This is a genomic window from Zobellella sp. DQSA1, from assembly GCF_041950555.1.
Classification (GTDB): Bacteria; Pseudomonadota; Gammaproteobacteria; order Enterobacterales; family Aeromonadaceae; genus Oceanimonas.
Genome location: NZ_CP169531.1, coordinates 1,598,237 through 1,609,811 on the forward strand (window position 1 = coordinate 1,598,237; position 11,575 = coordinate 1,609,811).

At 61.7% G+C, this 11,575-nt stretch carries 11 protein-coding genes and 1 pseudogene; 8 read left to right on the forward strand and 4 right to left on the reverse strand.

The genetic code is table 11. The features are described 5' to 3' along the window. Window positions 1–11: 11 nt before the first annotated feature. Window positions 12–941: a LysR family transcriptional regulator gene (locus ACEVBK_RS07645; protein WP_375058013.1), complete on the reverse strand. Its 930-nt coding sequence runs from the start codon at window positions 939–941 to the stop codon at window positions 12–14. A gap of 122 nt (window positions 942–1,063) precedes the next feature. Between ACEVBK_RS07645 and ACEVBK_RS07650 the strand changes: the two genes are divergently transcribed. The 5 genes and pseudogenes from ACEVBK_RS07650 to ACEVBK_RS07670 all read left to right on the forward strand — a co-directional run. Next, window positions 1,064–2,254 carry a serine hydrolase domain-containing protein gene (locus ACEVBK_RS07650; protein WP_375058014.1) on the forward strand — a complete coding sequence of 397 codons (1,191 nt, stop codon included), beginning with the start codon at window positions 1,064–1,066 and terminating at the stop codon, window positions 2,252–2,254. Beyond that, the gene (locus tag ACEVBK_RS07655) at window positions 2,254–3,459 is read left to right on the forward strand and encodes an MFS transporter (RefSeq protein WP_375058015.1); all 1,206 of its coding nucleotides are present in this window, start codon (window positions 2,254–2,256) and stop codon (window positions 3,457–3,459) included. The genes ACEVBK_RS07650 and ACEVBK_RS07655 overlap by 1 nt, the downstream gene beginning before the upstream one ends. 37 nt (window positions 3,460–3,496) lie before the next feature. Beyond that, window positions 3,497–4,318 (forward strand): EamA family transporter, encoded by an 822-nt coding sequence (locus ACEVBK_RS07660; protein ID WP_375058016.1) that lies wholly within the window; start codon window positions 3,497–3,499, stop codon window positions 4,316–4,318. A gap of 46 nt (window positions 4,319–4,364) precedes the next feature. Then, window positions 4,365–4,982: a nitroreductase family protein gene (locus tag ACEVBK_RS07665; protein WP_375058017.1), complete on the forward strand. Its 618-nt coding sequence runs from the start codon at window positions 4,365–4,367 to the stop codon at window positions 4,980–4,982. Window positions 4,983–4,991: 9 nt separating this feature from the next. Next, a pseudogene (locus tag ACEVBK_RS07670) lies at window positions 4,992–5,345 on the forward strand (LysR substrate-binding domain-containing protein); the annotation flags it as partial. A 199-nt stretch (window positions 5,346–5,544) separates the two neighbouring features. Here the strand turns inward: ACEVBK_RS07670 and ACEVBK_RS07675 are convergent. Continuing rightward, window positions 5,545–6,432, reverse strand: coding sequence for a LysR family transcriptional regulator (locus tag ACEVBK_RS07675; protein WP_375058018.1), 888 nt, complete (start codon window positions 6,430–6,432; stop codon window positions 5,545–5,547). A gap of 153 nt (window positions 6,433–6,585) precedes the next feature. Here ACEVBK_RS07675 and ACEVBK_RS07680 point away from each other — a divergent pair, with 153 nt between their 5' ends. Then, entirely contained in the window at window positions 6,586–7,791 is a 1,206-nt protein-coding gene (locus ACEVBK_RS07680) for an MFS transporter (RefSeq protein ID WP_375058019.1), read from the forward strand. 80 nt (window positions 7,792–7,871) lie between these two features. Here ACEVBK_RS07680 and ACEVBK_RS07685 read toward each other — a convergent pair whose 3' ends face one another. Further along, a complete protein-coding gene (locus ACEVBK_RS07685) occupies window positions 7,872–8,330 on the reverse strand; it encodes a winged helix-turn-helix transcriptional regulator (RefSeq protein WP_375058020.1) in 459 nt (152 codons plus the stop codon). Here ACEVBK_RS07685 and ACEVBK_RS07690 point away from each other — a divergent pair. Both ACEVBK_RS07690 and ACEVBK_RS07695 read left to right on the forward strand, forming a co-directional pair. Further along, complete coding sequence (locus ACEVBK_RS07690) at window positions 8,329–9,693, forward strand: MFS transporter (protein ID WP_375058021.1); 1,365 nt, start codon at window positions 8,329–8,331, stop codon at window positions 9,691–9,693. The two genes, ACEVBK_RS07685 and ACEVBK_RS07690, sit on opposite strands and share 2 nt — an antisense overlap. Continuing rightward, window positions 9,683–9,997: a hypothetical protein gene (locus ACEVBK_RS07695; RefSeq protein ID WP_375058022.1), complete on the forward strand. Its 315-nt coding sequence runs from the start codon at window positions 9,683–9,685 to the stop codon at window positions 9,995–9,997. The genes ACEVBK_RS07690 and ACEVBK_RS07695 overlap by 11 nt, the downstream gene beginning before the upstream one ends. 35 nt (window positions 9,998–10,032) lie before the next feature. On the opposite strand, the gene ACEVBK_RS07700 is transcribed toward ACEVBK_RS07695, so the two are convergent. Further along, window positions 10,033–11,517: a PLP-dependent aminotransferase family protein gene (locus ACEVBK_RS07700; protein ID WP_375058023.1), complete on the reverse strand. Its 1,485-nt coding sequence runs from the start codon at window positions 11,515–11,517 to the stop codon at window positions 10,033–10,035. Between the last annotated feature and the right edge of the window lie 58 nt (window positions 11,518–11,575).

Consider the following 11,575-nt stretch of genomic DNA (forward strand, 5'->3'; position numbering starts at 1 on the left):
GCCACGCCTCGTTACCGAGTGCGCTGACCTCTGGATCTGGGTGCCTTGCTTTTCGCGGCCGGGAACACCCACGCGCACAGGAAATCGACCAACGCCCGGACCTTTGGCGAGGGGTGCTTGCTCGCCGGCCACAGCACATGGAACACCCCGCTGCGCTCCACATGCTCGGCCAGGATTGGCACCAGCCGTCCATCGGCCAATGGCTCGCGGATGGCGAAGTCCGGCAGGTGGGCAATCCCCAGTCCTTGCAATGCAAAGCACACGCGCGTCTCGATGTTGTTGCAGATCATCGAAGTGGGCAGTTGCAACTCTGGCTCGCCGGGCGTTTGCCGAAGTGCCCAAGCCTCCAGCTTGCCGCTGTTAGGAAAGCGATAGTGCAAGCAGGTGTGCTGCTGCAGGTCGACTGGCGTCACGGGCGTACCTCGGCGCGCCAGATAATCAGGCGAGGCGACCAGCTGCATCTGGAAGGAGCCCAGACGGCGGGCCGACAGGCGCGAGTCGGCCGGTTCGCCCGTGCGCACCACGGCATCGAAGCCTTCCTCGACCACATCGACCATTCGGTCGGTAAAGTCCAGGTCCAGCTCAATCTCGGGGTACTCACGCATGAACTCGCCGAGTACCGGCAGCACCAGCGAACTGACCAGCGGCAGGCTCACCCGCAGGCGCCCGCGCGGTGCGGCGGTGGCTTGCGACAGCTCCAGTTCCGCCGCCTCGATCTCGGCCAAGATGCGGCGGCTGCGCTCCAAGAACAGCGTGCCCTCGGCCGTCAACGTGACGCTGCGCGTGCTGCGGTGGAACAGGCGTACCCCCAGCTTCTCTTCCAGCCGCGCCACGCTCTTGCCGACGGCCGAGGCCGACACACCCAGCAGCCGGCCGGCTGCGACGAAGCTGCGCGTCTCGGCGACTTGCACGAACACCACGAAGCCATTCAGGCTGTCCATGATCCGCTCTCCTCACAATTGCGGACATTTTGTTCCGCACACCAAGGAACTGTAGCCTACTTTTTCTTTAATCGAGGTCTTTCTATCATCGAGGCATTGCCCATTGAATCGAGGTATTTGCCATGACGAGCTTCCAACTCCCTCTGCGCCACGGTGTTCCACCCGCGTACCTGTCCGCACGTATCCAGGCCGTCGTTCAGCAGGCACTGGATGACCGTCGCCTGGTCGGTGCCGTCATCCTGGTCGCCCGCGACGGCGAACTGCTCCACCGGCAGGCCGCTGGTTTTGCCGACCGCGAGAGCGCACGGGCAATGACCCCGGAGACGGTGTTTCGGCTGGCCTCGGTCAGCAAGCCTATCGTCTCCACCGCAGCCATGGCGCTGGTGGCGCAAGGCCAACTCGACCTGGACGCGGGCATCGAGCGCTGGCTGCCCGAATTCCAGCCCCGGTTGGCCGATGGCCGGCCGGGGCGCATCACTGCGCGGCAACTGCTCAGCCATACGGCGGGGCTGGGCTACCGTTTCTTTGAGGCCGACGCAGACGGTCCCTATGCGCGGGCCGGCGTTTCGGATGGCATGGATGCCTCCGGCATTTCCCTGGCCGAGAACCTGCGCCGCCTCGTCAGCGTGCCGCTGTTGTACGAGCCAGGCACTGCCTGGGGTTACTCGCTGGCGACCGACGTGCTGGGCGCGCTGATCGAGCGCATCCACGGCACGCCGCTGGACGAAGCGGTGCGGCGGTTGGTGACTGACCCATTGGGCATGACCGATACCAACTTCGTCGCCCGTGATGCGCGCCGTGTAGCCGCTGCCTATGTCAACGACGTGCCGCAGCCGCACCCACTGGCAGAAGGTGAGACCGTCTCGGCTTTCGAGGGCGCCGTCGGCATTGCCTACAGCCCGGCCCGCATCTTCGACGCGCAGGCCTTCCCCTCCGGAGGCGCTGGCATGGCCGGCACGGCCGGGGACTTCCTGCGCCTGCTGGAAGTCCTGCGCCAGGGCGGCGGCACGCTGCTGTCCGGCGAACTGGTCGAGGAGATGGGACGCGACCAGACCGATGGCCTTGAGTTGGCCGCTGCACCGGGCTTCGGTTTTGGCCTGGGCTTCTCGGTACTGCGCGATCCAAGGCTGGCCGCTTCGCCGGAATCGGCTGGTACTTGGCGCTGGGGTGGTGCCTACGGTCACTCGTGGTTCGTGGACCGGGCGCATGGCCTGAGCGTCGTCGTCTTCACCAACACGCTGTACGAAGGTATGTCCGGGCGCTTCGTCACCGAGTTGCGCGATGCCGTCTATGGCGCGCTGGAGGTGCGCTAATGACGACCCCATCTGCACAGATGAGCACCACGGCCCATGACCGCCTACCGTTGGCCTCGCTGCTGGCGCTGGCCATGGCGGCCTTCATCACCATCCTGACCGAAGCGCTGCCGGCCGGTCTGCTGCCGCAGATGGCACAGGGCCTGGCGGTTTCCGAGGCCTGGGTCGGCCAGACCGTCACGATCTATGCCATTGGTTCGCTGGTGGCAGCAATTCCGCTGACCGCTGCCACGCAGGGTTTGCGGCGCCGCCCGTTGCTGCTGGCGGCCATTGCGGGCTTCGTCGTCGCCAATACCGTCACGACGTTTTCCGGCAGCTATGCCCTGACCATGGTGGCGCGCTTCCTGGCGGGTGTGTCAGCCGGGCTGGTGTGGGCGCTGCTGGCAGGCTATGCCGCGCGCATGGTGCCCGAGCATCAGAAGGGCCGGGCCATCGCTATTGCGATGGTCGGCACGCCATTGGCGCTGTCACTCGGCGTGCCGGCCGGTACGTTCCTCGGCAATCTGGTGGGCTGGCGGATGTGCTTCGGCATCATGAGCGCACTGGCGTTGGTGCTCATGGTGTGGGCGCGCATCAAGTTGCCGGACTTCGCCGGACAGGCGGCGGGCAAGCGGTTGTCGCTGGGGCATGTGCTCACGGTGCCCGGCGTGCGCCCGGTGCTGTTTGTGGTGCTGGCCTTCGTGCTGGCGCACAACATCCTCTATACCTACATCGCGCCTTTTTTGGCATCCGCAGGGCTTGGGCTGCGCGTCGATGTGGTGCTGCTCCTGTTCGGCGTGGCATCCATCGTGGGCATCTGGATTACAGGCCTGCGAGTAGATCGCTGGCTGCGGATGCTGACCTTGTTGAGTCTCACCGTGTTCGCCCTGGCTGCCTTGCTGCTCGGTCTTGCCGGAGGTTCGTCCACCGTCGTTCTGATCGGCGTCGTAACCTGGGGACTGACCTTCGGCGGCGCGCCAACGCTGCTGCAAACCGCGCTGGCGGACACTGCCGGCGACGCAGCGGATATGGTGCAGTCCATGCTGGTGACAGTTTTCAACCTGGCCGTTGCAGGCGGTGGCATGGCGGGGGGGCTGTTGGTGGAACGTCTGGGGCCGGTTTCATTGCCCTGGGCATTGGTGGCGCTGACGTTGCTGGCGTTGGCTGTGGTGTGGTCGGCCAGAGCGCACGGCTTCCGACCCGGCCACCGGTTAGCGACGGCCTGAGTGTGGAGCAGCCACGACCCACACCTGGCCCGACGTGATGCTGACCGCGCTGGCGCCGGCGAGCTGGGGTTCAACCTATCTGGTGACATCGCAATGGCTGCCGCCGGATAGGCCTTTCACGGCAGCGCTGTTGCGCGTGCTGCCGGCCGGCGTACTGCTGCTTATGCTAACCCGGCATCTGCCCGCACCCGACTATCGCTGGAGATTGAGCGTTCTGGCGGCATTGAACATCGGCGTGTTCCAGGCGTTGCTGTTTGTGGTGGCATATCGCCTGCCGGCCGGGCTGGGTGCCATCCAGCCGCTGCTGGTCATGCTGCTCGTATGGGCCGTGGATCGCCAGTCGACATCGCCCGTCACGTTGGCGGCCTGCGTGATTGGCGTGATGGGAATGGCCGTTCTGCTGCTTTCACCACAGACCGTCTGGGAGTCGGTTGGCATCGGCTCTGCCCTGATCAGCGCGGCCTGCATGGCCGCCGGAACCTGGCTGGGCCGCCGCTGGCGAATGGAGATGCCGGTGCTGGCCTTGACGGGATGGCAGTTGCTGATCGGTGGAGTGATGCTCGCGCCGATTGCGTGTTTGGTTGATGAACCGCTCCCAAAACTGACCGTGCAGCAAGTGTCTGCCTACTCCTATCTCTCACTGGCTGGCGCTTTGCTGGCCTATGCCCTGTGGTTCCGTGGCGTTGGACGGCTGCCGCCGGTAGCAGTGGCGTCACTGGGCCTGCTGAGTCCTTTGACAGCCGTATTCCTGGGCTGGGTGGTACTTGACCAAGCTATCACTGGAACTGCAATGGTCGGCATGGTTCTCGTGTTGCTCAGTGTACTTGTCGTGCAGTGGTTGGCAGCCAGAGGGCACTAGCAATCGCATCTTTTCTTTCGGAATTATTTTCTCACTGGACTATGACATGACAAATCCTATTCAGAACGCTGTTGAATCTCGTGCATCAATCAATCACTTTCAGCCGAATCGCCCTTTGGGTGATGATGTGATTGCTTCTTTAGTCAGTCATGCGACCAAAGCGCCATCGGCATACAACATGCAGAACTGGCGATTCATCGCCGTGCAGTCCGAGGCTGCCAAAGAACGCCTAAAAGGGGCTGCTTTTGAACAGCAGAAGGTAGTAGATGCGTCTGTTGCGTTCATCGTCTGCGGCAAGCTGGCAGCGCATACGCAGTTGGCCGCAGCACTGAAGCCTAGTGTGGACGCAAATATCATGGAGCAGCAGATGGTTGATGGATGGGGGGCACAGGTCAACGCATCCCATTCCTCCGATTCCGTCTTGCAGCGTGACGAGGCAGTCCGCTCTGCTTCCCTGGCGTCCATGACGCTCATGTTGGCCGCACAGGCAATGGGGTTGGGTTCGTGCGCCATGAGCGGATTCGATGCAACGAAAGTGACTCTGGAGTTTGGGATTTCTGCCAATGAATTGCCGGTGATGATTGTCGCTGTCGGCCATCCCTCAGCAGGAAACTGGCCGCAAAAACCCCGTAAAGCACTATCGGAAGTGTTGTCCGTCGTGTGAGCCACCACTATGGAATTTCGGCACCTGCGTTGCTTCCTGGCCGTAGCTGAAGAACTCCACTTCGCCCGAGCCGCGCATCTTCACTGCCTTGCAGCAGGCCGTGACAGCGTGAAGGTTGCAGCCAACGGTTTTCATGGCCAATTGCGTATCGCTCTGCCCGATGGTGTGGCCCCCTCGCGCTTGCCGGCCCTGTCGGCATTGTGTCGGCAGGAAGAACCGGAGGTCGAAATACGCCTGTTCGAGGTGCCGCTGTCGCAGCAACTCAAGGGATTGCAGGATGATCTGTACTACGAGGGGTTCGCCCAGTCTGACGAAGTGGGTGACGGCATTGTGGTCGAGGAGGTCTGGGCCGACCCGATCTTGTCCCGTTTCATTGAGCGGGTACAGGCCATCGAATCGCCCGAAGTATTCAGATCCACACCGCCACCCGAGCCCAATCCCCAGGAGGAAGTCGAGCCGTGAAACTGATCATCCTATTGGCATTGGTCGCGGTGCTGGCTGCCTGCGGCCCATCAGAAACGCCCAAGTAGGTTCAATGCTCGCGCGCATGGCTCTCGCCCCGTCAGTGCTTGAACAGCGCCTCGACCATGAAGTCGATGAAGACACGCAGCTTCGGCGCCAGGTGTTTGCTCGACGGCCACAGTAGCCGGAATGAGCCCTGGTGTTCGACATGCGCATCCAGCACCGAAACCAACTCTCCCCGCTCAATGGCCTGTCGCACCATAAAGTCTGGCAAGCACGCGATACCAAGACCCGCCAAGGCCACGTCCATCAAGGCGGCAGACGTGTTGCACGCCATACTGGCCGGCACCTCCCATTCTGGCGCCCCTTCGACGCGCTTCAACGGCCACGGCTCGAGCTTTCCCGTGGAGGGAAACTTGTGCTGCAGGCAGGCGTGATCGGCGAGATCTTCAGGAACCTTGGGCGTTCCGTGGTCTGCCAGGTAGCCGGGGGAGGCGACCAGTTGTAGCCGATAGCTGCCGACCTGACGGGCCATCAAACGCGAGTCGGTAGGTTCGCCGGTGCGCATCACCACATCGAAGCCCTCCTCGATCACGTTCACCAAGCGATCCGAGAAATCCACGTCCAGTTCGATGTCCGGATAACGTCGCATAAAGGCGGTCAGCGCGGGCATGACCAGCATGCCGACCAGGGGCAGGCTGATACTCAGACGACCCCGTGGCGCTTGCCGGGTTTCGGACAGTTCCAGCTCAGCCGCTTCGATTTCACACAGGATGCGTCGACAGCGCTCCAGAAACAGCGCGCCTTCATTGGTCAGGGTGATGCTGCGCGTGCTGCGATGAAGCAGGCGCACCCCCAGACGTTCCTCTAGCCGGGATACGCTCTTGCCCACCGCCGACGAAGACACGCCGAGGATGCGCCCAGCCTGGGAGAAGCTGCGGGTTTCCGCCGCTTGCACGAAGAACGCGATGCCGTTGAGCGATTCCATCGTCGAACCCATTTAAGAATATTTGTCCGTTATGTTCATAACATTAGCATTATTGTCCTGCATTGGAAGCCTCTTTAACATGGCTAACTAAATTCAATTCGTGCCGATTCCGTGCCATTTGTGAGCGTGGTCGGTACTCGAAAAGGCAAAACTATGACAAGTTCAACAACAACGGCACTTGGCGGTGGCACGGATCAACGTGTAGCACGTCTTCCTATCGCATCACTGCTGGCACTAGCGCTAGCGGGTTTCGTCACCATCCTCACTGAAGCCTTACCGGCGGGTTTGCTGCCGCAAATCAGCGCTGGCTTGGGAATCTCCGAGGCGCTGGCCGGGCAGTTTGTCACCCTCTACGCTATTGGCTCGCTGATGGCCGCGATTCCTTTAACGGCCGCCACGCAGGGTTTTCGCCGCCGACCGTTGTTGCTTTCAGCTCTTGCAGGCTTTGTCATCGCCAACACTGTCACGACATTTTCCAGCAGCTATGCCCTAACCATGGTCGCTCGCTTCATGGCTGGTGTTTCGGCCGGGCTACTTTGGGCGCTACTGGCAGGCTATGCCGCGCGCATGGTACCCGAACATCAAAAAGGCCGTGCCATTGCGATTGCTATGGTGGGGACACCGTTAGCGCTGTCGCTCGGGGTTCCGGCGGGCACATTTCTTGGCAATCTGGTGGGCTGGCGGATGTGCTTTGGCATCATGAGCCTACTGGCGCTGCTGCTCATGATCTGGGTGCGAGTCAAGGTGCCAGACTTCGCTGGGCAAGCGGCCGGAAAGCGGTTTACGCTGAGGCATGTGTTCTCCTTGCCGGGAATGCGTTCAGTACTTTTTGTGGTGCTGGCCTTCGTACTGGCGCACAACATTCTCTATACCTATATCGCGCCGTTCCTAACAACGGCCGGCATGGCAGAACGAACGGATCTGGTCCTACTCGTGTTCGGCATCGCATCATTGCTGGGGATCTGGATCATCGGCGTGCTTATCGATCGCTATTTGCGTGTGCTGACGCTCACCGGAACAACCTTGTTCGGCCTATCCGCGCTGGCGCTCGGCGCGGCTGGAGATGTGCCTGCCGTGGTTTATGTGGCGGTTGCCGCATGGGGCTTGGCCTTCGGCGGTGCGGCGACACTGTTTCAGACCGCCATCGTCAAGACAGCAGGAGATGCGGCCGACGTTGCGCAGTCGATGCTGGTCACAGCCTGGAACATGGCGATCGCAGGTGGCGGCATCATCGGCGGGATTCTGCTGGATCGCCTCGGCGTGGCTGCATTCTCGCCCGCGCTATTGGCGCTGCTGGCGGCAACGCTGATCGTCGTGTGGGGGGCCAGACATCACGGTTTTTCGGCTGCGCAGAGATAAAGCGGGATTGAGCTTTGGCATTTGCGCTGCTTTCCGGCCGTAGCCCAAGCACTTCACTTCGATGGATTGAAAACGGAAGGTCAAGTCGATCCCGAAATCAGCTTGCGTACTTCAGTCATGTCGGGTTGCAGCGTGGTGCCATCCGAGTCGTGCAGCACCAGGGGTGGGACAGCCTTGCCGGTACGCTTGTTAATCAGCACCGAATGTCGTTCACCGGGATTGAATAGGTGTTGTTCGCCCCACTGTCGCAGTGCCACCACAACGGGAAACAGGCTTTCGCCCTGAGGCGTCAGCACGTACTCCTGATAGGCCGTACCGTCGGACGCTGGCTTCGTTTCAAGAATACCGGCCTCGACCAGTTTGCGAAGACGGTCGGACAGGATATTGCGGGCCATGCCCAGGCTGCGCTGGAAGTCACTGAAACGTCGCATGCCGTCAAACGCATCGCGCACGATGAGCAGCGACCAGCGATCCCCAACGACGTCGACGGAGCGTGCGACTGGACACGGTTCGTCGTTAATGAGTTTGCGGCGTGACATGACTTCTCCTAGCGGACAACAGCCTGGTTGCATTTTAAAACCACATGCCATAACATTCAACTGGTTTTATTTTGAAACCAGCATGGGTGGGCTACAAATCATGAAGCAATTCCCTGTTTCGACGGCGCCGACATCCTTGGGGCGTGCGTCAATCCGTCCCGCAGGCATGCCGCGCAGCTTAGTTCTGCTGTTTGCAGCCGCCAGCGGCCTGAGTGTGGCCAACGTGTACTACGCCCACCCGCTGCTGGATGCGTTGGCACGCGACTTTAATATCAGCTATGCGGCAGTCGGTGGCGTGGTTACTGCAACACAGGTCGGTTGCATGCTGGCCTTACTATTGCTGGTGCCACTGGGCGACCTAATGGATCGCCGCCGTCTGATGGCGGTGCAGTTGCTGGCGCTGGTGGCGGCTCTAGTGATGGTAGGCATATCTCAGTCCGCGCTCGTTTTGCTGGCGAGCATGCTCGCCGTAGGACTGCTGGGCACAGCGATGACGCAGGGATTGATTGCCTACGCGGCAAGTGCCGCCGCGTCTCATGAACAAGGGCGCGTCGTGGGTGCGGCGCAGGGCGGGGTGTTTATTGGCCTACTGCTGGCGCGAGTGTTCGCCGGTGGCGTCAGCGACCTGGCGGGCTGGCGTGGCGTTTACTTCTGTGCTGCCTTGCTGATGCTGGTAATCGCGTTGCCGCTATGGCGACGCTTACCAACTTTGTCGGCCGCGACGCATACGCAGAGCTATCGGCGCCTGATCGCCTCCATGCTGACGCTGTTGCGGCAGGAAAAAGTGCTGCAAGTGCGAGGCATGCTGGCGTTGCTGATGTTCGCTGCGTTCAACATCTTCTGGAGTGCGCTGGTGTTGCCATTGAGCGCACCGCCCTATGGCTTCTCGCACACCACCATCGGTGCTTTTGGCCTGGTCGGTGTGGTTGGTGCATTGGCCGCCGCACGCGCTGGGCAATGGGCCGATCGTGGATACGGCCAGCGCACCAGCGCAGTGGCGCTCATGTTACTGCTGCTGGCTTGGTGGCCGCTGTCGATGATGGAGTGGTCGCTGTGGGCATTGGTGATCGGCATCGTGCTGCTCGACTTGGGTGGGCAGGCGCTACACGTCACTAATCAAAGCCTGATCTTCCGCACCCGGCCCGAGGCAAACAGCCGGCTGGTGGGTCTCTATATGTTGTTCTACGCGATTGGCAGTGGGCTGGGTGCGATCAGCACAACCGTCACCTATGCCTATGCCGGTTGGCAGGATGTGTGCCTGCTGGGAGCAGCGGTCAGCCTTTTGGCGCTGCTGTTTTGGTGGGCGACACGAGGGACCAAGCCCGCAGCGACAAATCAGATTGGCAATATGAATGGAGAATGACGAAATAAATGAGTTGGAACTGCTGGCCCATGCCGACGCTCGCGGTCGGCGTTATACCGAATTCAATGCCACCCGCCGGGTGTTTCCGTCGGAGAAAGCGATAGCAGCGCTGGCTACCTCCATAGCCATCCGTGTCGCCAAGAAATTCCGCGAAAGTGTGGGCATAGAATGCGCGACTTATCCTGCCGGATGGGATGCCGCGCGCTGGCCGACGCCGTTCGCCAGGCCAAGGGTCATGGCAGCGAGCAAACATGGGCAGGCGAGGAACACCGCCATCGGCCCGACGCGGGCCGGGCCTGGGTAGTTTCGGCGCTTTTAGTGGTGTGCCTTTCCCGGTTTTCAGCGCTCCAGCGCGCGAAGCACGTTCACGAGCTTTTTGACGGCGATTTCCAACTCTCCTGGGGTATGGGCAGCAAACCCCATAAGGAAACCGGCCTTGTGCTTGTTCGACGCATGCAGCGCCGTCAGCCCTAGCAGGTCGATGCCAGCCCGGCGCGCGCTGTCCACGGTGTCACGCTCGGGAATATCTCGGATGAAGACGCAGGGCATTTGCATGCCCCCGTCGGGTACCCGAGGCTCCACGAAATCGGGCAAGTGCCTGCGTACCAGCTGTGCCAGCACGTCTCGCCGTTCGGCATAAACAGCCCGCATGGTGCGCACATGGGCACCGAAATGCCCGCCCTCGATGAAGCGTGCCAGCGTGAGTTGCGGGATGGGAGCACTGTGCCCATCCAGCAGGGTACGCGCCACCGTCATGGGCGCCACGAGCGGTGGTGGCAAGACCATGTAGCCGATGCGCAGGCCTGGGAACAGCGATTTGGTGAAGGTGCCGATGTAGATCGTCCGCTGGTGCGGATCGAGCCCCTGCACACAGGCCGTGGGCTTGCCGGCATAGTGGAACTCGCTGTCGTAGTCATCCTCGATGATCCAGGCCTGATTCTGTCGCGCCCATTCGATGACGGTCAGCCTTCGATCCAATGCCAGTGTCGCCCCAGTCGGGAATTGATGCGAAGGGGTCAGGAACACAGCCTTGGCTGGCTGCGCAGCATCGTGCAGATGTTCCACCCGGATACCGTCGGCGTCCAGCGGCACGGGTACGCATTCCAGGCCGGCGGCATCGAACGCCCTGCGTGCCCCATGGTACACCGGGTCTTCGATGAAAATCCGGTCGCCGGCATCGAGCAGTACGGTGGCACACAGGGTCAGGGCCTGTTGGGAGCTTGTCAGCACCAGCACGCGCTCGGGTGTGGCATGTGCGCCGCGTTCGAGATTGACATAATCCGCGATAGCGCGCCTCAGCGGCTCCATGCCTTGCGGCGGACTGTGCAGTAGTGCCTGGGTGCCGTATTCCTTCAACACCTGTCGTTCCAGTCGTTCCCAGATCTGTAGTGGAAAGCTTCGCGTTTCCGGCACACCGGGAGCGAATGGGCGTGGTGTCAGGAAATCGCGCACGCCACCGCCCTGGAACATGGCACTGCCGCGCCGACTGAGGCGTAGGGTTTCCCCGGGAGATCCCGTGCGTCGTGCCGTACCACGCCTTGGCAGACGTTTCGCCCGCTCCGATACAAAGCTACCACTGCCTACGCGTCGTTCGATGAACCCTTCCGCATGTAACTGGCTATACGCAGCCTCAACCGTATCGCGGGAGACACCCAGAGATTTCGCCAGTGCGCGCGACGCAGGCAGTGGCTTACCCACATCGAGCGCACCATCGAGGATCAGTTGCCGGAAGGCCCGCTGGATGCGTGCGTGCAGCGGCAAGGCGCCATGCGCCGGGTCACAGAGCCAGGTTTTAACGGACTCGAGTTGGGCGTGCTTGAACAATTGGTCTGTATCTCTTTAAAGAAATGGTGGGGAACAACATGCCATTTAAAGGATATAA